Origin of the sequence: Aestuariivirga sp. (assembly GCF_041738905.1) — a bacterium.
Classification (GTDB): domain Bacteria; phylum Pseudomonadota; class Alphaproteobacteria; order Rhizobiales; family Aestuariivirgaceae; genus Aestuariivirga.
Genome location: NZ_JBGSOZ010000065.1, coordinates 73713 through 94662 on the forward strand (window position 1 = coordinate 73713; position 20950 = coordinate 94662).

The following is a 20950-nucleotide window of genomic DNA, read 5'->3' on the forward strand; positions in this document are numbered from 1 at the left end:
TTGCCGGACCATCACCATGATCATCTCTCCCGACTACGACAGCTTCGCCCGCGCCTATGAGCGAGGCGAGTCGCAGATCGTTTCCACACGGCTCGTGGCCGATCTTGAAACCCCGGTTTCGGCCAAGCTGAAGTTGGCGCGAAATGCGCGTTACTCATTCCTTCTGGAATCGGTGGAAGGCGGCGCGGTGCGCGGCCGCTATTCCATCATCGGGCTCAACCCCGACCTGATCTGGAAGGTCGAAGGTGGCAAGGCGCTGATCAACCGCAAGGCAGGTGCCAATCCGGTGGGACCCTTCGAGACGACCGACTTGCCGCCGTTGCAGTCGCTCCGGGCGCTGCTGGCGGAAAGCCGGATCAAGCTGCCAGAAGATGCGCCCCCCATGGCGGCGGGCGTCTTCGGCTACATGGGCTATGACATGGTGCGGCTCATGGAGGAGTTGCCCGAGCCCAACCCGGACACGCTCGGCCTACCCGACGCGATGCTGATCCGACCGACCATCATGGCGATCTTCGACAGCGTGCGCGACGAAGTGACGGTCACGTCGCCCGTCTATGTCGATGCGGGCCTCTCGCCCAAGGCGGCTTATGCTCGCGCAAGGGAACGGGTGAGCGAGATCGTCGACGCGCTTGACCGCCCGCTCGACCATCTGGCGCTGCGCGGCGAGGATACCCCGCCCATCAACGCGCCGAAGTCCAACACCACGCCCGAGGAGTACAAGGCGATGGTGCTGAAGGCGAAGGAGTACATTGCCGCCGGCGACATTTTCCAGGTGGTGCTGTCGCAGCGCTTCGAGACGGAATTCACCCTGCCCCCCTTCGCGCTCTACCGCTCGCTGCGCCGGGTGAACCCGTCACCATTCCTCTACTTCCTCGACTTCGACTCGTTTTCGGTGATCGGATCGAGTCCGGAAATTCTGGTGCGGGTGCGCGACGGCAAGGTTTCGATCCGGCCCATTGCGGGCACGAGACGGCGCGGCGCAACACCTGCCGAGGACCGGGCACTGGCAGCCGAGTTACTCGCCGACCCAAAGGAACGTGCCGAACACCTGATGCTGCTCGATCTCGGCCGCAACGATGTGGGCCGCGTGGCGGATATCGGCTCGATCAAGGTGACCGACCAGTTCATCCTCGAATATTACAGCCAGGTGATGCACATCGTCTCCAACGTCGAGGGCAAGCTTTCGGCCAATCACGACACGATCGATGCGCTAGTGGCGGGCTTTCCGGCCGGCACCGTTTCAGGCGCGCCGAAGGTCAGGGCGATGGAAATCATCGACGAGTTCGAGAAGAACAAGCGCGGCGTCTATGCCGGCTGCGTGGGCTATTTCTCGGCTGACGGCGAAATGGACACCTGCATCGTTCTGCGAACGGCCATCGTGAAGGATGGCAAGATGTATGTTCAGGCGGGCGCTGGCGTGGTGGCCGACAGCGTGCCGGAATCCGAGCATCAGGAATGCGTGAACAAGGCCAAGGCGCTGTTCCGCGCCGCCGAAGAAGCAGTCCGTTTTGCGGGCCGCGCCGGGAGGGCCCAATGATCATCCTCATCGATAACTACGACAGCTTCACCTACAATCTCTATCATTTCCTGGGCGACATCGGCGCCGAGACGGTGGTTCACCGCAATGACAAGATCAGCGTGGGGCAAGTGATCTCGTCGCGGCCCGAAGCCATCGTCATCTCGCCGGGGCCGGCAACGCCCAACGAGGCGGGCATCTGCCTCGAACTCATCGAGAAAGCCTCCGGCACCATCCCGATCTTTGGCGTCTGCCTCGGTCTTCAATCGATGGGCCAGGCCTTTGGCGGCAAGGTGGTACGCGCACCCGCCCAGATGCATGGCAAGGTGAGCCAAATCCACCACACAGGGCAAGGCGTTTTCAAGGACGTGCCGCAGGATTTCACCGCGACGCGCTATCATTCTCTTATCGTGGAGCGCGAGTCCCTGCCTGACTGTTTCGAGGTGACGGCAGAAGCCGATGGATTGATCATGGGACTTCAGCACAAGACGCAAAATGTGCATGGCGTGCAGTTCCACCCCGAGAGCATTGCTTCTCAGCACGGCCATACGATCCTCCGGAATTTCCTCGAACTGGCAAGGGCTCGCTGATGGCTGACCTGAAACCCTTCATCGCCAAGGCAGCGAACGGCACGGCTCTCACCCGCGCCGAGGCCCGCGAGGCCTTCAACGTGATGATGTCCGGCGAGGCGACACCATCACAGATTGGCGGGTTGCTGATGGCGCTTCGCGTGCGTGGTGAGACGGTGGACGAAATCACGGGCGCCGTCGAGATAATGCGGGCGAAGATGCTTGCCGTCGATGCTCCCGCCGATTCCATTGACATCGTGGGCACGGGCGGTGACGCATCCGGCTCATACAACATTTCAACCTGTGCCGCCTTCGTGGCGGCGGGTGCGGGATTGAAGGTCGCCAAGCACGGCAACCGGGCCCTGTCTTCGAAGTCAGGCGCGGCAGACGTGCTGATGGCGCTCGGAGTCAAGATCGACATTCTCCCTGAAAAGATTTCGGAGTGCATTTCCGAGGCGGGCCTTGGCTTCATGTTTGCGCCCTCCCACCACAGTTCGATGAAACATGTCGGTCCGTCGCGGGTAGAGCTTGGCACGCGGACTATCTTCAATCTGCTCGGTCCCCTGTCCAATCCTTCACGTGTCAGAAGGCAGGTTACAGGCGTATTTTCAAAGGCTTGGGTTGAACCTCTCGCGCAAGTTCTTAGGAACCTCGGCAGTGAGGCATGCTGGATATGCCACGGCGAAGGTGGCTTCGATGAAATCGTGCCTACGGGCACCACATGGATTTCGGAACTGAAGAACGGCATTGTCACCAACTTCGAGATTTCACCCGAGGCCGCAGGGCTGTCGCGTTCTTCGCCAGACGATCTCAGAGGGGCGGATGCTGTGCACAATGCCGATGCGCTGCGCCATGTTCTGGGCGGCAAGCCTTCGGCCTTCCGGGATGCCGCTGTAATGACTGCGGGTGCGGCACTCGTCGTGGCAGGGCGCGCCAATCACCTGAAGGAGGGTACGGCCGCCGCGCAGAAAGCCATCGATACGGGGGCCGCAGAGGCCGCCCTTCTGCAACTCGTGAAGGTGTCGAACAGCTGATGGCCACCATCCTCGACAAGATCGCCGCATACAAGCGCGAAGAAGTGGCGAAGGCCAAGGCCTCCCTGCCGCTGTCCGACCTGGAAGCGCTTGCGAAGGCGGCACCGCCCGTGCGCGGCTTTGCCATGGCGCTCGACGCGAAGGCCGCTCAGGGCCAATGGGGATTGATTGCCGAGATCAAGAAGGCCAGCCCCTCCAAAGGGCTGATCCGTGCCGATTTCGATCCGCCTGCTCTCGCTGCGGCGTATGAGACCGGGGGCGCCGCCTGCTTGTCTGTCCTCACCGACACGCCGTCGTTTCAGGGGGCGCCCGAATTTCTCACCGCCGCCCGCTCAGCCTGCGCCCTTCCCGCACTGCGCAAGGACTTCATGCTGGATATCTACCAGGTGGCCGAAGCCCGGGCCTGGGGCGGTGACTGCATCCTGCTCATCATGGCGATGATCGACGATGCGCTTGCTGCCGAACTCGAATCCGCTGCCTCATACTGGGGTCTCGACGTCCTCATCGAAGTGCATGACGAGGAAGAACTCGAACGCGCCCTGAAGCTTCGTTCGCGGATGATCGGCATCAACAACCGCGATCTTCATACGTTCAACACGTCGCTTGAGACGACGGAACGGCTGGCTCCCCGCATCCCCAAGGACCGGATGGTCATTGGAGAGAGCGGACTGTTCGCGCCCGCCGATCTTGCCCAACTGGCAAGCGTGGGTGTCAATGCCTTCCTCATCGGCGAAAGCCTGATGCGGCAGCAGGATGTGGCGGCGGCAACGCGCGCCATCCTGACCAAGCCATGAGCCGCCTCTCGCACCTCGACGCACAGGGCAATGCGCACATGGTGGATGTGTCCGGCAAGGACGTCACCCAGCGCTTCGCCACCGCGAAGGCCACAGTTCTGATGCAGGCCGAAACGCTGGCTCTCATTCTGGAGGGCAAGGCCAAGAAGGGCGATGTCATCGCCACGGCGCGCATTGCGGGCATCATGGCGGCGAAGAAGACCCATGAGTTGATCCCACTGTGTCATCCCTTGATGATTTCCAAGGTCACCGTCGATTTCACGCCTGATGAAGCCTTATCCTCGATCGAAGTCAGCGCCACCGTGAAGGTCGAGGGCAAGACTGGCGTCGAGATGGAGGCGCTCACCGCCTGCTCGGTAGCGTGCCTCACGCTTTACGATATGTGCAAGGCCGTTGACCGCGGTATGAAAATCACCGATCTGAGGCTTGTCGAAAAGGCCGGAGGAAAATCCGGCCACTTCACAGCGGAGTAGACCCCATGGCCCTTCTTCCCGTCGAACATGCCAGGGCCCGGATCCTGAAAGGCGTGAAGCCGCTCGGTCCCGAACGCGTGAAGCTCGAGGATTCGCTTGGACGCATTCTGGCAGGACCCGTGAAGGCGCGGCGGAACCAGCCGCCTTTCAATGCCTCTGCGATGGACGGCTATGCGGTGCTCTCATCCGATGTTGCATCCACTCCGGTCTCCCTGAAGGTCATCGGCGTGTCCGCAGCCGGGCATCGGTTCCGGGGCGTGGTCCGTTCGGGTGAAACGGTTCGCATCTTCACCGGAGCGCCCGTGCCGAAGGGCGCCGATGCCGTGGTCATCCAGGAAAATGTCGCGGTTCAGACCAAGCCCTATGTCTCCGTTCTGCAGTCCGTGAAGCCGGAGCAGAACATTCGCGGGGCCGGACTCGATTTCAGCAGGGGCGACGTTCTGGTTCCGGCAGGGACAAGGCTGAATGCACGCGACATCGGCCTGGCCGCAGCGGCCAATGCGGCGATTGTCGCCGTGCGGCGGAAGCCCGTGGTCGCTCTCATCGCCACGGGAGATGAACTTGTGCTGCCGGGTGCAGCACCCTCGCCCGACCAGATCATCTCCTCCAACAGCCACGCGCTGGCAGCGATGGCGAGAAGCTTCGGCGCGGAGGTGATCAATATGGGGATCATCCCCGACAAGCTGGCGGTCACGGAACGCGCCATCCGGCGCGCGCGGGAGGCCGACATTCTCATCACCACCGGTGGTGCTTCGGTGGGCGACCACGATTACGTGCAGGAGGCGCTGAAGAACAGCGGTGTCAACATCGCCTTCTGGAAGATCGCCATGCGGCCCGGAAAGCCCTTCATGTATGGCCGCAGGAAAGGCCAGCATGTCCTTGGTCTGCCTGGAAATCCTGTCTCTGCGCTGGTGTGTGCGCGGCTTTTTCTCAAGCCCCTGCTGGATGCAATGCTCGGGCTTCCGGAAAGTGACGATCTGGAAGATGCGCGGCTGGCTGCTGCGATGAAGGAGAATGACGGGCGCCAGGACTATGTGCGCGCCACGCTGGACATCGCTCCCGATGGCGCTCGCACGGTGCGCCCCTTCAGCAAGCAGGACTCGTCGATGCAGCGCACCTTCCGCGAGTCGCATGCCCTGATCGTCAGGCCGCCGCTGGCGCCTGCGGTTCATGAGGGTGACGTCGTAAAAATCTTACGGCTGGATTTTTGACCGCGACAGACAGCAAACACTTGCAGAACTAAACAGCAACAGATACTCTCGTTTTGGATTTGTTCCAATTCCGGAACTTTACATTGAGAGAAACCGGCAATGCTGACGCGGAAACAACTCGAACTCCTCCTGTTCATCAATGAGCGGCTGAAGGAAGAAGGTGTGCCGCCTTCATTCGAGGAAATGAAGGACGCGCTCAATCTCCAATCCAAGTCCGGCGTGCATCGCCTGATCGTGGCGCTTGAGGAACGCGGCTTTCTCCGCCGCATGCCGAACCGCGCCCGGGCCCTTGAGGTGGTGAAGCTGCCCGACAGCCATTCCCCCAGCCTCACGCCCAAGAAGGCGGGCGGTTTCACGCCGAACGTCATTCAGGGCAATCTGGGCCGGGTGAAGCCGATGGCCAGTTCCGATGATGGCGCGCCGCGTGCCGCCGTCGTGCCGATGATGGGCCGGATTGCCGCCGGTGTGCCGATCTCAGCCATTCAGGATCATACCGCCAATATCGCGGTGCCGCCGGAAATGCTGGGCGGCGGCGAACATTTTGCGCTCGAGGTCAAGGGTGACTCGATGATCGATGCCGGCATCTTCGACGGTGACACGGTCATCATCCGCAAGGGTGACACGGCGCACAATGGCGATATCGTCGTGGCGCTGGTTGATGACGAGGAAGCGACCCTCAAGCGCCTGCGCCGCAAGGGCGATTCGGTGGCGCTCGAGGCTGCCAACACGGCCTATGAAACGCGCATCTTCGGGCCTGACCGCGTTCGGGTTCAGGGACGCCTCATCGGATTGATGCGCAAGTACTGAACGGCCCTGCCCGGTCCGTTCACAACAGTCGGTCCTGACAGCAGGTCCGGCTGTTCGTTTCATGCGGGCGTCCGGACCAGCCCTTGGAACGCGCGGCGCTTTGGCCTAACCTCTGACCACAAGCCAATTCAAGGAGTGCCTTCCCCATGAAGATCTATGGCAACCTGATCTCTCCCTTCGTCCGCATGACCATGGTCACCGCCCGCGAGGTCGGGTTGGGTGCGAAGGTGGAGCATATCGCCGAGGGCGTGAATCCCACGGAGGTCAATGCGAGGCTCGCGGGCCTCACTCCCATCGGGAAGATTCCTGTCCTCGAAACCGACCATGGCCATGGCATCTATGATTCCCGCGTCATCATGGAATATCTCTGCCATGTGGCCGGAAATTCGACGTTGATCCCCGACGATGGCGTGAAGCGCTTCCGGGTGCTCACCCTTCAGGCCCTGGGTCAGGGACTGTCGGATTCGGCTGTCGCCTATCGCTATGAGATTGCGGCGAGGCCGAAGGGCCTGCAATGGACGGATTGGATGAGGCGCACGGAGACACGCATCAGTGCCGCGCTCGATGATCTCGAGAACAACTGGATGGACACGCTGGCAGACGTCTCTGCCGGGTCCATCGCGGTGGCCGTCTCGCTGGGGTATCTCGACTTCCGGCTAGGCGATCTCGGCTGGCGCAACGGACGGCCGAAGCTTGCCGCATGGCACGAGGCGTTCTCGAAACGCGACAGCATGGTGAAGACGGCGCTCGTGCCCGCGTGACTGCGGCAAGACGGGCCTTGAAAGGCTGCTGCCCAGAGTCCAACTTCAATCCATGAGTGAAGTCGATGTGATCGTTGCTGGGGCGGGTCCCGCCGGACTTGCCGCCGCCTGCCTGATGGCACTTGATGGCCGCAAGGTTGCGCTTGTCGCCAAAGAACAAGGCGATGCGAGCGATCCCCGAACCGTGGCCCTCATGCAACCGTCAATCCGCCTGCTGATGCACCTCGGCGTATGGCCGGGTACGCTGAAGGAACAGACGCAGCCGTTGAAGAAACTTCGTCTCGTTGACGATACGGGTTCGCTGTTCAAGGCGCCCGCGATCACCTTCGATCCCGCGGAACTCGGAGAAGAGGCCTTCGGCTGGAACTTCCCGCTCGGCCTGCTGATCCCCGCCCTGTTTGCCCGCGCCCGTGATCTTGGCGTCGAGTTCCCGGGCGCCGACGTGGCATCGGTACAGACCTATGGCGATGGCGTAAGTGTAGCCACCACAGCGGGCCTGCGCATTGGCGCCCGCGTGGCGCTTGCCGCCGACGGAAGGAACTCCATCCTCCGCGAGGCAGCCCAGATCCGCACCAATCGCTGGGCCTATGACCAGACGGCGCTTGCCACCAGCTTCGATCATTCGGGCGCGCATGACGGCATCTCGACCGAGTATCACAAGGGGGCGGGTCCCTTCACCACGGTCCCCATGCCGGGCAACCGCTCCAGCCTCGTATGGATGGAGCGCCCTGCCCGCGCCGCAGAACTGATGGCGCTGACGGATACGGAACTCGCTGCCGAAATCCAGATTGGCACCCATGGCGAGTTGGGACGCGTCTCGAACATCGGGCCACGGCGGCTGTTTCCCATGCAAGGTCTGGTCGCGCGTGACTTCGCGCGGAACCGCATCATCCTCATCGGCGAGGCCGCGCATGTGGTGCCGCCTATTGGCGCCCAAGGCCTGAACATGTCGCTGCGCGATGCGGCACAGGCGGTGGACCTGATGGAAGGCGAGGACGATCCCGGCCAATCTACCATCCTCGCGGACTACGACGCCGCGCGCCGCCGCGACGTGCAACCGCGCCAGCAGGTGATCGACATGATGAACCGTTCGCTGCTTTCGGGTTTCATGGCGATGGAAACAGGCCGGGCGGCGGCATTGACACTTCTGTCGCAGTTCGGGCCGTTGCGCCGCGCCGTCATGCAATATGGGCTGGCGCCGTCAGCGGGGCTGCCGCGCGTGATGCGGCCGCCTCAGGGCAGTACGCCCGCCTTGATCGCGTAGATCAGGATCGGGATCGTCAGCGCTGAGGCGAGCGTCGTCACGATCACCGCCGTCGATGCGCCTTCCACATACGTCTTGTTCTGGCTCGCCAGGATGAAGGCGTTGGAGGCTGTGGGGAGTGCTGCCATCATCACGGCCACATGCAGCCACATGGGCTGCACGCCCGGCACAAGGCTCACCACGAAGAAGGCCAGCACGGGCTGGATCACCACCTTCATGGCGGTGACCAGTCCGAGTTCAGGTCCGAATCCCTCGAACTTCCGCATGCCGACGGTGACGCCGAGCGCAAACAGAGCCGTTGGCCCTGCCGCGCGCATCAGCATGTCCAGCATGGTGCCGATGGCGCCGGGCGCCTTGAATTCCAGAGCCGATGCCAGAACGCCAAGTGCCGTGGCGATGATGAAGGGGTGCGAGACGACCTGCTTGACGATCCGCAGGCTCACTTCGCCCCAATGGGCTTCCTCGTTCCGCTCGTGTGCGAGGGTGGCCAGGAACGCCGTCATGATGAATTGCACGGCGCAGTCGAAGCAGAAGACGAGTGCCGCAGGCACGGCAGCCTCCGGCCCGAAGAAGGCGACCGAGAGTGGCAGCCCCATGTAGCCGACATTGCCATAGCTTCCCGCCGTGCCCTGAAGTGCCGCCGTCTTGAGTGGTGTCGCAAAGAACAGGCGCGACAGGATGACGATGGCGAGAAAGGCAAAAACCGTGACGGACGTCGTCGCTGTCACGAAGGGCCAGTTGATCAGCTGTTCGAAGGGTGCTGCGGCCACCACCAGGAAAATCAGGGCGGGAAGGGAGAAATAGACGAGGAAGATGTTGAGCCAGGCCAGTCCGTGCTCTCCCACCTGCCAGCGCCGCGACGCGAAGACCCCCAGCACGATGAGGCCGAAGAAGGGCATGGCGAGATTGAGGATTTCGGACATTTCGTAGCAACAAACCCCGGCGGAAGGCCTAGCCTCTTGCCTTCCGCGGCAAGGATTGGCAATCAATTGTTATGGGAACGTCGTCATCAGCCAAGTTCGGCATCGGTCAGGTCGTGCGCCACCGGCTGTTCTCGTTCCGTGGCGTCATTTTCGATGTCGACCCCGTCTTCAACAATACGGAAGATTGGTGGAACTCGATCCCCGAGGAAATCCGGCCGCGCAAGGACCAGCCATTCTACCACCTGCTGGCCGAGAACGACGACACGGAATATGTGGCCTATGTCTCGGAACAGAACCTGCTGATCGACGACACCGGCGAGCCGGTGCGGCATCCGCAGGTGCGCGACTACTTCGAGGGCTTCGACTCGCGCCGCAAGTCCTATCGCCCGCGCGGCAGGCAACAGCACTAGCCAACCCGGCCTGCAACCCAAGGCTTCCCTTTGCGGAATGTGTGGGTTACTGCTTTCGCTGCGACGGATTCCGGGGAGGCGACACATGAAACACGCTGTCAAGTGGATGGGCATTGCTATTGGCCTCGTGCTGGCTTCGCTGGTCGCTGGTTGCGATGACGCGCCGAAAGAGACGGTCACGCAGCAGGCTCCGCCGCCCTCGGTGACGGTCGTCAAGGTGGAGACCCGCGATCTCCGGCCATCGGTTTCCTTCAGCGGGCGGGTCACGGCGCTGCAGCGTGTCGATCTCCGCGCGCGGATCGAAGGCTTTCTCGACAAGCAGAATTTTCAGGAAGGCGCCAAGGTGAAGACTGGCGACCTGCTCTATGTGATCGAGAAGGCGCCCTACGAAGCCAGGGTGACTGCCGCAAAGGGCGCGCTCGAAACAGCGAGTGCGCGGCTGACGCGGGCCGAGATCGAGTATGACCGTCAGGCCACGCTGGTGAAGAAGGAAGCCTCGGCACAGACGAAACTCGATGACGCGCGCGCCGCCCGCGACGAGGCCCGGGGCAACGTCGCCAAGCTGACGGCCGAAGTGGAACAGGCCAATCTGCAGCTCAGCTATACCGAGATCAGGGCGCCCATCGATGGGCGCATCGGTGAATCGATCCTGTCGGCGGGCAACTATGTCAGTCCTTCAAGTGGAACCCTTGCGACTATCGTTGCAGTAGATCCGATTGGCGTGACCTTCCCCGTCAGCCAGCGCGAGATCATCGCGGTGCGCGAACAATCGGCGGCCGATGTCGAGATCGGCGACCGCGTGGTCTATGTCGAATTCGGCAAGGGCAAGCGATACCCCGCCCCCGGCAAGGTTGATTTCATGGACGTCGCGGTCAACCCCGGCACCGATGCCGTCAATATCCGCGCGGTGTTTCCAAATCCGGATGGCCTTCTCATCGACGGGCAACTGGTCACGGCGGTTGTCGAGTCCGACAAGCCGAGGCCCTCGATGGTCATCCCGATCTCGGCGGTGCAGATCGACCAGACCGGCCCCTTCGTGCTGAGTGTGAGCGGAGACAACAAGATCGAAGTGCGGCGGGTGGAACTGGGTCCGGTCACCGGCCAATTGGTCGTGGTCCTGAAGGGCCTCGCCGACGGTGACCGCGTGGTGACGGAAGGCGTGCAGAAGGTGCGGCCGGGACAGGTGGTAGAGCCGGTCGAAGTCAAGCCGGAGGCCTGAGCGCATGTTCTCCAGCATCTTCATCGACAGGCCGCGCCTCGCTGTCGTCATTTCGCTCGTGATCACCATCGCGGGGCTCGTGGCGATGATGCAGATCCCCATTGCGCAGTTCCCCAACATCGTTCCACCGCAGGTCTCGGTGACGGCCAACTACTCAGGCGCCAGCGCCGAAGTGGTGGAGTCGACTGTCGGCCAGCCCATCGAGTCGCGCGTCGTCGGCGTCGACAACATGCTCTACATGAAGTCGACCAGCGGCAATGACGGCAGCTATACGCTGACCATCACGTTTGCTGTCGGCACCGACCCCGACCTCAACACGGTGAACGTCCAGAACCGGGTGAAACTAGCGGAAGCGCAGCTGCCGCAGGAGGTGCGCACCCAGGGCGTGAACGTAATCAAGAAATCGTCCGCCATCCTGCAGCTCATCGCCTTCACGTCAGAGACTGTCGCGCACGACCAGCTTTTCCTCTCGAACTATGTGACGATCAACCTGCTCGACCGCCTGAAGCGCGTTCCGGGCGTGGGCGACGTGAGCTTGCTGACACCTTCGGACTACAGCATGCGGATCTGGATAGATCCGAAGCGGCTGGCGGACTATGCGATGACGCCGGCTGATATCATCTCGGCCCTGAAGCGCCAGAACATCCAGGCCGCTCTCGGCCGCATCGGCGCGCAGCCGGCGCTGCCCGACCAGCGCTTCCAGATGACGATCCAGACTCAAGGCCGGCTCACTTCGGTGGAGGAGTTCGGCAACGTGGTGGTGCGCGCCACGCAAGGCGGTTCTTTCGTGCGGCTCAGGGATGTGGCGCGCGTAGAGCTTGCGGCGCGGCTCTCCGAAAACCAGGGCCGCTATGACGGCAAGCCCGCCGCCGTGATCGGCATCTATCAGGCGCCGGGCGGCAATGCGATTGCCAGCGCCGAAGCGGTGCGGCACATCCTCGAAGAAGCCCGCGCGCAATTCCCTCAAGGCATGGGTTACTCGATCACCTACGACACGACGCAGTTCGTGGAGGAAAGCATCCATGAAGTGGCGAAGACCCTGCTGGAAGCCTTCGTGCTGGTGGTTATTGTCGTGTTCCTGTTCCTCGGTTCGGTGCGCGCTACGATCATTCCGCTGATCGCTGTTCCGGTGTCCCTCATCGGCACCTTTGCCGTGATGATGGCACTTGGCTTTTCCGCCAACACCGTGTCGCTGCTGGCCCTTGTGCTCGCCATCGGCATCGTGGTCGACGATGCCATCGTGGTCGTGGAGGCGGTCGAAGCCAAGATGGAGGCTGATCCCAGCCTCGCCCCTGCTGAAGCCGCACGTCAGGCCATGGCGGAGATCACGGCACCCATCATCGCGATCACGCTGGTGCTGATGTCGGTCTTCGTTCCGGTGGCATTCATCCCCGGCATCTCGGGCGAACTGTTCAAGCAGTTCGCCGTGGTGGTGACGGTGTCGATGATCATTTCAGCCATCAACGCGCTGACCTTGTCGCCAGCACTTTGTGGCGTGCTCCTGAAACACAGCCACGGGCCGAAGCGTTTTCCGGTGCGGCAAATCCTGTCCGGCATCAACCTCGCGCGTGACGGCTACGCGGCCATCGTCAAGCGGCTGGTGCGGGTGGCCATTGTCGGCCTTCTCGGATTGGCCGTGATCTTCCCGGCCACGGGTTGGCTGTTCAAGACCACGCCCACGGGTTTCCTGCCGTCTGAAGACCAGGGCGCCATCTTCGGCGAGGTCGTTTTGCCTGAGGGTTCATCCGTGAACGTGACGGCGGAGGTAACCAAGCAAGTCGAGGATATGGTCCGCGCCACGCCGGGCATCGCTGGCGCCATGTCTGTCGTCGGCTACAGCATGCTCGACGGGCAAGTGAAGTCCAACGCGGCGCTGATGGTGCTGACGCTCGAGCCCTTCGCCAAGCGCACGTCGCCGGAACTTTCAGTCAATGCGCTCATTGCGAAGCTCACTGGAGCGGGCCAACAGATCCGCCGCGCCAACGTGATCTTCTACAACCTGCCGCCGATCATCGGGCTCGGCAGCGGCAGTGGCTTCGAGTACCAGCTTCAGAGTTTCGGAGGTGCGTCCGCAGCCGACCTCGCGGCCGTATCGCGCGGTCTTGTGTTTGCTGCGAACCAGGACCCCGACCTGTCGCGGGTATTCACAACCTATGCCGCGAACACGCCACAGCTCTATCTCGATATCGACCGCGACAAGGTGCAGACACTGGGGATCGACCTTGCCGACGTGTTCAGCACGTTGCAGGCCGTTCTCGGCAGTGCCTATGTCAACGACTTCAACCTGTTCGGCCGCACCTGGCAGGTGCTGGTGCAAGGCGAGGCGGCGGACCGCAGCAAGATCGACGACATCTACCGGATCAACGTCCGCAACAACAAGGGCGAGATGGTGCCCGTCCGGGCCTTCGCGGAGGCCAGCGTCATCCTGGGCCCGCAGTCGATCATCCGCTTCAACAACGTGCGGAGTGCCACTTTGAACGGCGGCCCCTCGCCGGGCAAGAGTTCGGGCGATGCCATCGCTGCCATGGAACGTGTTTCAGCCAAGGCATTGCCTGCGGGCTATGGCTTTGAATGGACCGGCACGGCGCTTCAGGAAAAAGAAGCCAGCGGCAAGACAACCATGATCCTCGGGCTCGCCCTGCTCTTTGCCTATCTCTTCCTCGTCGGTCTTTATGAAAGCTGGACCATCCCCATCGCCGTGCTGCTCTCGGTTTCGGCGGGCATCCTGGGATCGATGGTGGCCCTCAAGGTCTCCGGCCTCGACAACAACCTCTATGCCCAGATCGGGCTCGTCGTGCTGATCGCGCTCGCCGCCAAAAACGGCATCCTGATCGTGGAGTTCGCGATGGAAGGACGCCGCAAGGGCCTCAGTATTTCCGATGCAGCCATCTCGGGCGCCAAGGAGCGGTTCCGTGCAGTGATGATGACGAGCTTTGCCTTCATTGCCGGTCTCATCCCGCTGGTGGGTGCCGAGGGTGCCGGCATGCTGAGCCGCAGGGGCGTCGGCACCGCCGTATTCGGCGGGATGCTGGCCGCCGCCGTCCTCGGCATCTTTCTCATTCCGCTGCTCTACGTCATCTTCCAGTGGATGCGCGAGAAGGTGAAGGGGAAGCCGAAGGTGGCGGAGCAACCTGGCGGTTCTCCGGTGCCAGAGCCTCATCCGGGCTGACCAATCCCGTCTGCTGATGACATGGACTGTCAGCAGTCGGCTGGCGTCCTGTAGGGTTTTCCTTTATGGGCGGTCGCCCGCTCAGGAGTAAAAAATGTCCGCCGCCGCACCGGGCAAATTTGCCGTCATCTTCGTCTTCATCACCGTGTTCATGGACATGGTGGGCTTTGGCCTCATCATGCCGGTGCTGCCGCGCCTCATCGAGGACGTGAGCGGAAGCGATCTGGCGGGTGCATCGATCTGGGGCGGATGGCTGTTCTTCGCCTATGGCGGCATGCAGTTCCTGTTCGGCCCGGCGATCGGCAACCTGTCGGATGCCTTCGGCCGGAGGCCCGTTCTGCTGCTCTCGGTGTTCGGGCTCGCGGTCGACTACCTGCTGACCGCCTTCGCGCCGAGCATGCTGTGGCTGTTCGTGGGCCGCATCTTCGCAGGAATCTGCGGCGCCTCCTACACGACGGCCAACGCCTATCTGGCTGACATCACGAAGCCGGAAGACCGCGCCAAGGTCTTCGGCATGATGGGGGCGGCCTTCGGTCTAGGCTTCGTCATCGGCCCCGCCATCGGCGGTTTGCTGGGTGAATTCGGACCGCGCGTGCCCTTCTTCGTTGCGGCGGGACTGTCGATCCTCAATTTCATCTATGGCTGGTTCGTTCTGCCCGAGACGCTGGCAAAGCAATACCGCAGGCCCTTCTCCTGGCAGCGCTCCAATCCTGTCGGCGCGCTGAGGGTGTTCAAGCAATACAGAGGTGTCGTTCCGCTGAGCGCGGTGATGTTCCTCTATTTCCTGTCCACCGCCGTCTACCCGGCACTATGGGCGTTCTGGGGCATCGCCGCCTTCGGCTGGTCGGAAGCAACGGTGGGCCTGACGCTTGCCGCCTTTGGGTTGGTCACGGCCATCGTGCAAGGGGGACTGACCGGGCCGACTGTGAGGTGGCTCGGCGAATGGAACACGGTGGTATTCGGACTGGTGATCGCGGTCATCGCGCTTCTCGGCTATGGGCTGGCGCCAAACCTGCTCGTCGTGCTGATCCTGCTGGTGATCCACGCTCCGGAAGGCTTCGTCCACCCTGCGCTGACCGCCATCATGTCAAAGGAGGCGCCGGAGGATGCGCAAGGCGAATTGCAGGGCGGCATCGCCAGCCTGCAGAGCATCGGCATGCTGATCGGCACGGTCATCTTCACCCAAATGTTCGGCTGGTTCATGCAGCCGAACCCAATCATCGTTTCGCCAAACGTGAGCTACTTCGTTGCAGCAGCGATGCTTGCCGGAACGCTTGCCTACTTCATCACACTGAAGAAGCAGCAGCCTGTCACTCCACGGTAACGGACTTTGCGAGATTCCTCGGCTGGTCCACGTCGGTGCCCATGAAGACGGCGGCGTGATAGGCCAGAAGCTGCACGGGAATCGCATAGAGCAACGGACTGATGAAGGCGTGGGCTTTCGGTACGCGGATTGTCTGGAAGGTCTTGTGGCCGCTGTCCTTCAACCCATGGTCATCCGTGAGCAGAACGATCTTGCCGCCGCGCGCCGCCACCTCTTCCATGTTGGAAATCGTCTTCTCGTAAAGCTCGTCGTGTGGCGCGATGACGATGACCGGCACATTTTCGTCAATCAGTGCGATGGGGCCGTGCTTCAGCTCACCCGCCGCATAGCCCTCGGCATGGATGTAAGAAATCTCCTTGAGCTTGAGGGCACCTTCGAGCGCAATCGGATAGTTGATGCCACGGCCGAGGAAGAGCACGTCGCGGGCATTCGCCACCTCGCGCGCAACCGCGCCGATGTGCTTTTCATCCTTCAGGATTTCAGCCATGTGGCGTGGCGCCTCGATCAATGCGCCGACCAGTTCCTGCTCCTGCTCGCGGGTGATGGTGCCACGCATCTTGCCGGCGAGTATCGCGAGGCAGGCCAGTGCCGTGAGCTGGCAGGTGAAGGCCTTGGTGGATGCCACGCCGATCTCGGGGCCTGCAAAGGTGCGGAACACCAGTTCGCTTTCTCGCGCGATGGTCGATTCCGGTACATTGACGATGGCGAGGGTGTGCTGACCTTGCGTCTTGCAATAGCGCAGGGCGGCCAGGGTATCGGCCGTTTCGCCGGACTGCGATACGACGATCGCCAGGCCATTCTTCGGCAGCGGCGCCTCGCGGTAGCGGAACTCCGACGCGATATCGACCTCGGTCGGAAGTCGTGCCACGCGCTCGAACCAGTACTTGGCGGTGAGGCCAGCGTATGAGGCCGTGCCGCATGCCGTGATGGTGATCCGGTCAAGCACCTTGAAGTCGAACGGGAGTTTTTCCGGCACGCGGATGGTGCGCTCTGCGAAGTCCACGTATTCGGCCAGCGTATGTCCCATCACTTCCGGCTGCTCGGAAATTTCCTTGGCCATGAAATGACGGTGGTTGCCCTTGTCCACCAGCATGGCAGAAGCCTGGCTGAAGCTCATGGGACGAATGATGGGTTTGTCATTCGCATCGAAGATTTCGAGCGACTTGTGCGTGAGCACCACCCAGTCGCCATCTTCGAGATAGGTGATGCGATTGGTAAATGGTGACAGCGCTATGGCATCCGAGCCGAGGTACATCTCGCCCTGCCCGTGGCCAACGGCCAGCGGCGGACCGTTTCGCGCACCGATCAACAGGTCATGCTCACCTTTGAAAAGGATGGCCAGCGCGAAAGCCCCCTCGAGCCGCTTCAACACGATACGCACGGCCTCGCGCGGGGCCTTGCCGTTCCTGATCTCGCGGGCCAGAAGCTGGGCCACGACTTCGGTGTCGGTCTGTGTGGTAAAGACAGTACCCTCCGCGACCAGCTCGTCCTTCAGTGTACGGAAGTTCTCGATGATGCCGTTGTGGACGACGACCACATCCCCCACGACATGCGGGTGGGCGTTGGTCTCGGTGACGCCGCCATGGGTGGCCCAGCGCGTATGGCCGATGCCGGATGTTCCGCCCAGCGGCTCGCGCTCCAGCAGGCTTGCCAGGTTCTTGAGCTTGCCCACGGCGCGGCGGCGGACGATTGCGCCGTTCTCGAGCGTCGCCACGCCAGCCGAGTCATAGCCGCGATACTCAAGGCGGCGCAGCGCCTCGACGATATTGCCTGCCACCGGCTCCTTGCCGAGAATACCTACGATGCCGCACATGCCTGTTGTCCTATGTCTTGTTTTTCGCGGCTTTCTTTGCCGCCTTGATTTCACGGTAGCGCGCGGCCCAGCCGTCGCGGATCTCGAGGCCGGGCCTGGTCATCGCGAGTGCGTCGGCAGGAACGTTGCGGGTAATGACGCTGCCCGCCGCAATCGACGCACCGTTTCCGATCTTGACCGGCGCAACCAGGGCCGTGTTCGACCCGACAAAAACATTCTCGCCGATGTCGGTGAGGTGCTTCTCATAGCCATCGTAGTTGCAGGTGATCGTCCCTGCCCCGATATTGGTCTTCGCGCCCACGCGGGCATCGCCGATATAGGTGAGGTGATTGGCCTTTGCACCCTTGCCGATGATGGATTTCTTCACTTCCACGAAATTGCCGATATGGGCTTCGGCGCCGATTTCGGCACCGGGCCGCAGCCGCGCATAGGGGCCGATGCGGGCGCCCTCACATATTGTCGCGCCCTCGATATGCGAGAAGGCGAGAATTTCGACTCCATCACCTACCGTGACACCGGGGCCGAAAACGACATGGGGCTCGATCACAACGTCCCGCCCGATCAGGGTATCCGCTGAAAAGAAGACAGTGTCGGGCGAGACCAGCGTGGCGCCGTTCAGCATGTGCATGCGGCGGTAGGCGGCCTGCAACGTGGCCTCGATCCCGGCGAGTTGGACACGGTCGTTGACACCCGCCACCTCGAACTCGGGACAGGTTGCAAGCGCACAAGTGGCGCCAGCCGTAGCTGCGAGTTCAACAAGATCGGTGAGGTAGTATTCGCCCTTGGCATTGGTATTGCCGATCCTGGGAAGCAGAGCCCACAGCAGATCGGAGTCAATCGCAATAATTCCAGAATTACAGAGTGTTATAGACTTTTCTTCAACACTCGCATCAAGCTCTTCACGGATGGCGATGACGTTGCCCGCGAAATTGCGCAAGAGCCTGCCGTAGCCATGCGGATTGGCCGCCTCGAAGCCCAGAACGGCCATGCAGCCGGGCCCGGCGAGCGAGGCCAGATGGGTAAGTGACCGGGCCGAAATCAGCGGCACGTCGCCATAAAGGATCAGTACCGTGCCCGCGAAACCGCCCAGAACCTCGCGCGCCATGGACACGGCGTGGCCTGTGCCGAGCCGGTCCACCTGTACTGCCTGCCGCGCCGATGGGATGACGCTCCGTGCCTCGGCGGCTACGGCTTCCATGCCCGGCCCGATGACGACGACGGCCTCTTTCGGATTCAGGGCGCTGGCGGCATGGAGCGCGTGGCCCAGCAGACTGCGCCCTGCGGCGCGGTGCAGCACCTTGGGCAGGTCGGACTTCATGCGGGTGCCCTTGCCTGCGGCGAGCACGATGATTGCGATTTCAGTCATTGAGGCCGTGCCAATTCGAGAATCTCCCTGATCGATGAGCATGGCCCATGCCCGGCGGCGAATATGTGGCGTGAGTGCTTAATGCACGGTTGCCGGGCACCCTATGCCCCTCTGGCCCGTGCTGGGCTATTGACCGGACTCGCCCCCACCCCTATGGTCCGCCGCGATTTCCCCGGGACATCCCCGGCTTGTGGGCCCGTAGCTCAACGGTAGAGCATCTGACTTTTAATCAGAGGGTCACGGGTTCGAATCCCGTCGGGCTCACCAATTATTTTAATGACTTAGACGGTTTCCTCGCTTCATCTTCCTCTTGAAAACACCGATTGGGCTAACGATGGGCTAACGCCATGAAACAAGCCGCCCGGTTGCCCGAACGGCCTATCCTGTCTGAATTGTCGAATCGCCCGGAATCAGCCGTTCCGCTCTCAGGCGGCCGATTTGCCCTCGGCGTCCGGAATCATCGCTTTGAGCAGGGCCTTTGCCTCTTCCAGCCGGTCGATGATTACCGATGACAGGGCGGTCAAGGCCGCACCATCTTCGCTCCCGACACTTTCAGCCGCCATGAAAAGGGCCTCGGTCAAGTCCTTCGTCTTGTTAATGTGGTCAATGCAATCGAGCATGTCCTTCATGACCGCACCGCCACCGCGCAGCGAGAGGCTTGGGATTTGGGCAAAGGAAGGGTATTCGGAGAATCAGCCATGACGGCCTCCACAACAGGTTGACAGGGTTAGGGCCGGGAGGAAGCGGAACTTTCTTTCGGCCCGGCACTGTGTTATCATGGTTTTTATGGCGAAGCAAGATACTGTGATAACAAAGAAGCGGCGCGGCCCAGCGCCAACCGGGAAGGGAACGCTGATAGGCGTCCGCCTTCAGCCCGACATGCTCGCGGCACTCGATAGCTACATTGAAGATCGTGAAACCGGCCTCACCCGGCCTGAAGCCATCCGGGCCATTCTTTCAAAGACTCTGAAGCTCAACGTCCGATGAAAAAGCCGATCGATCACGAAACCCGGAAGGCGGGCAAGGCTGCAACTGACACCTATTTCGAAGTACCTCCGCCCGACGCGGTCGAACTCCGCCGGGTGCTGCGGGCCGTGAAGACGCAAAGCCGCGAGGACGTATCCGCCTGGAAAGCGAGGGAGTTGTGGCAGCCTGTTTACGACGGCGGCCCCATGCTGTTCGAACAGTACCAGGCCCTTCTGCTGGCGGCTCTCAAGGGGCAGGTGCCGGATTCCATCCGCCGCGTTCGCGCGTCGAGGCCGGTCACCAGCCGGACCCGGAAGATCGTCGAAGCGCTTCTTGCCCTGGGAAGACTCAAGCGGCCGTCCTAAAGGTTGCTCACGTCATCCAGCGCAGCGATGCTGGCCTGACACCAGGCGGCTGAAGGGTCTTCGGCTTGCCATCGCGACTTTTCAGCCATTAATCAGGGGACGGAGGAACACCGCGCTTCACGGTTCCTTGCCGAGCAAGTTCAGTCAGCGTTGACAGATTGGCGCTTTCAATTTGAGAAGTCGAGACTATCGAAGCAGCCAAGGCAGCGATCCGGGAAGCTTTCGATGCATGGCTGAAATGGGCATTGGAGCAGGAGAAGCCGGTTGTCTGGTACGGATAGTTTATTCATTTTGTCTGGTACGGATAGTTTATTCATTCCGTAAAACCTGCCGCCGTTCACCGTCAGATCACTAACCACTGCCAGTGGAGTTAACTCGGAATCGGTCGCCGTTAACCTTTCACTGTGATGGAACGTTCAGTGTGAATTGGCCTGGACGATGGGTTCAGGACACGGGATTGAAGCCGTTGACAGCACTCGCAATCATAGTGGTCATCGTCTGCACAATGGTGTGGATGGTCCTTTTGATGAGACAGCCGAAGCTATAGGTCTCTCGCGCGGACCTTGACGGGGGGTGGCCCGGGCTTGGATGAACCCTTCAGACCAAGGCAGACACAGACCATGGATGCGGCGTAGACAACCAGCGCGGTATGAATCAGTGTCATTGTTGAATTGCCTAGGTTGCATCTGCCCTCAAGCTATTGCCACAAGTGTTACTGAAAGATTGACAGCCTTGGGTGCAGTAGGTTTGCCTTGGGTCACAATCAACAAATTATAAATTGGACAGCCGAGCAACGTGTTGATGGTAACCATCTGCAGCGACAGTCAAGGGGATGTCCCGTACTCTGTTGAAAATGCCAAGGCTGGCGTCGCTGGTTGAACCTTATGCAGCATCGGCCAAGCGGTCAACTGCATGGGAGGCTGGCTGCTCGGTCCGATGGTTTTGAAGTGCGGCCTTGAGGATTGG

At 61.8% G+C, this 20950-nt stretch carries 18 protein-coding genes and 1 tRNA gene; 15 read left to right on the forward strand and 4 right to left on the reverse strand.

The genetic code is table 11. From position 1 onward, the window contains the following. Positions 1–16 precede the first annotated feature (16 nt). The 9 genes from trpE to ACEW8Q_RS05310 all read left to right on the forward strand — a co-directional run bounded on the left by trpE (position 17) and on the right by ACEW8Q_RS05310 (position 8429). Complete coding sequence (trpE, locus tag ACEW8Q_RS05270; protein ID WP_373503006.1) at positions 17–1537, forward strand: anthranilate synthase component I; 1521 nt, start codon at positions 17–19, stop codon at positions 1535–1537. Next, positions 1534–2106: an aminodeoxychorismate/anthranilate synthase component II gene (locus ACEW8Q_RS05275; RefSeq protein ID WP_373503007.1), complete on the forward strand. Its 573-nt coding sequence runs from the start codon at positions 1534–1536 to the stop codon at positions 2104–2106. Before trpE ends, ACEW8Q_RS05275 begins: the two co-directional genes overlap by 4 nt. Next, on the forward strand, positions 2106–3119 hold the full coding sequence (trpD, locus tag ACEW8Q_RS05280; protein WP_373503008.1) for an anthranilate phosphoribosyltransferase: 1014 nt from the start codon (positions 2106–2108) through the stop codon (positions 3117–3119). Before ACEW8Q_RS05275 ends, trpD begins: the two co-directional genes overlap by 1 nt. Further along, complete coding sequence (trpC, locus tag ACEW8Q_RS05285) at positions 3119–3913, forward strand: indole-3-glycerol phosphate synthase TrpC (protein ID WP_373503009.1); 795 nt, start codon at positions 3119–3121, stop codon at positions 3911–3913. The genes trpD and trpC overlap by 1 nt, the downstream gene beginning before the upstream one ends. Further along, on the forward strand, positions 3910–4386 hold the full coding sequence (gene moaC, locus ACEW8Q_RS05290; RefSeq protein ID WP_373503010.1) for a cyclic pyranopterin monophosphate synthase MoaC: 477 nt from the start codon (positions 3910–3912) through the stop codon (positions 4384–4386). Before trpC ends, moaC begins: the two co-directional genes overlap by 4 nt. 5 nt (positions 4387–4391) lie before the next feature. Then, complete coding sequence (gene glp, locus ACEW8Q_RS05295) at positions 4392–5597, forward strand: gephyrin-like molybdotransferase Glp (protein WP_373503011.1); 1206 nt, start codon at positions 4392–4394, stop codon at positions 5595–5597. A gap of 99 nt (positions 5598–5696) precedes the next feature. Then, entirely contained in the window at positions 5697–6404 is a 708-nt protein-coding gene (gene lexA, locus ACEW8Q_RS05300) for a transcriptional repressor LexA (RefSeq protein WP_373503012.1), read from the forward strand. 146 nt (positions 6405–6550) lie between these two features. Next, a complete protein-coding gene (locus tag ACEW8Q_RS05305; protein WP_373503013.1) occupies positions 6551–7165 on the forward strand; it encodes a glutathione S-transferase family protein in 615 nt (204 codons plus the stop codon). 52 nt (positions 7166–7217) lie between these two features. After that, positions 7218–8429, forward strand: coding sequence for an FAD-dependent monooxygenase (locus ACEW8Q_RS05310; protein WP_373503014.1), 1212 nt, complete (start codon positions 7218–7220; stop codon positions 8427–8429). Here ACEW8Q_RS05310 and ACEW8Q_RS05315 read toward each other — a convergent pair. Continuing rightward, a complete protein-coding gene (locus tag ACEW8Q_RS05315; RefSeq protein ID WP_373503015.1) occupies positions 8399–9352 on the reverse strand; it encodes an AEC family transporter in 954 nt (317 codons plus the stop codon). The two genes, ACEW8Q_RS05310 and ACEW8Q_RS05315, sit on opposite strands and share 31 nt — an antisense overlap. 71 nt (positions 9353–9423) lie before the next feature. Here ACEW8Q_RS05315 and hspQ point away from each other — a divergent pair, with 71 nt between their 5' ends. The 4 genes from hspQ (at position 9424) to ACEW8Q_RS05335 (ending at position 15474) form a co-directional block, all read left to right on the forward strand. Continuing rightward, entirely contained in the window at positions 9424–9762 is a 339-nt protein-coding gene (hspQ, locus tag ACEW8Q_RS05320) for a heat shock protein HspQ (RefSeq protein ID WP_373503016.1), read from the forward strand. Positions 9763–9847: 85 nt separating this feature from the next. Then, positions 9848–10981, forward strand: coding sequence for an efflux RND transporter periplasmic adaptor subunit (locus tag ACEW8Q_RS05325; RefSeq protein WP_373503017.1), 1134 nt, complete (start codon positions 9848–9850; stop codon positions 10979–10981). Positions 10982–10985: 4 nt separating this feature from the next. Then, positions 10986–14150, forward strand: a complete 3165-nt coding sequence (locus tag ACEW8Q_RS05330) for an efflux RND transporter permease subunit (RefSeq protein WP_373503018.1) — start codon at positions 10986–10988, stop codon at positions 14148–14150. Positions 14151–14244: 94 nt separating this feature from the next. After that, the gene (locus ACEW8Q_RS05335; RefSeq protein ID WP_373503019.1) at positions 14245–15474 is read left to right on the forward strand and encodes a TCR/Tet family MFS transporter; all 1230 of its coding nucleotides are present in this window, start codon (positions 14245–14247) and stop codon (positions 15472–15474) included. Here ACEW8Q_RS05335 and glmS read toward each other — a convergent pair. Both glmS and glmU read right to left on the reverse strand, forming a co-directional pair. Then, positions 15461–17287, reverse strand: a complete 1827-nt coding sequence (gene glmS, locus ACEW8Q_RS05340) for a glutamine--fructose-6-phosphate transaminase (isomerizing) (RefSeq protein ID WP_373503020.1) — start codon at positions 17285–17287, stop codon at positions 15461–15463. The genes ACEW8Q_RS05335 and glmS overlap by 14 nt on opposite strands. Before the next feature lie 10 nt (positions 17288–17297). Continuing rightward, positions 17298–18653, reverse strand: coding sequence for a bifunctional UDP-N-acetylglucosamine diphosphorylase/glucosamine-1-phosphate N-acetyltransferase GlmU (gene glmU, locus ACEW8Q_RS05345; RefSeq protein WP_373503021.1), 1356 nt, complete (start codon positions 18651–18653; stop codon positions 17298–17300). A 192-nt stretch (positions 18654–18845) separates the two neighbouring features. On the opposite strand from glmU, the gene ACEW8Q_RS05350 reads away from it, so the two are divergent. Then, a tRNA-Lys gene (locus ACEW8Q_RS05350) sits at positions 18846–18920 on the forward strand. Positions 18921–19078: 158 nt separating this feature from the next. Here the strand turns inward: ACEW8Q_RS05350 and ACEW8Q_RS05355 are convergent. Beyond that, the gene (locus ACEW8Q_RS05355; RefSeq protein ID WP_373503022.1) at positions 19079–19282 is read right to left on the reverse strand and encodes a hypothetical protein; all 204 of its coding nucleotides are present in this window, start codon (positions 19280–19282) and stop codon (positions 19079–19081) included. A gap of 354 nt (positions 19283–19636) precedes the next feature. Here ACEW8Q_RS05355 and ACEW8Q_RS05360 point away from each other — a divergent pair, with 354 nt between their 5' ends. Next, entirely contained in the window at positions 19637–19984 is a 348-nt protein-coding gene (locus ACEW8Q_RS05360; RefSeq protein ID WP_373503023.1) for a hypothetical protein, read from the forward strand. Positions 19985–20950: the final 966 nt, after the last annotated feature.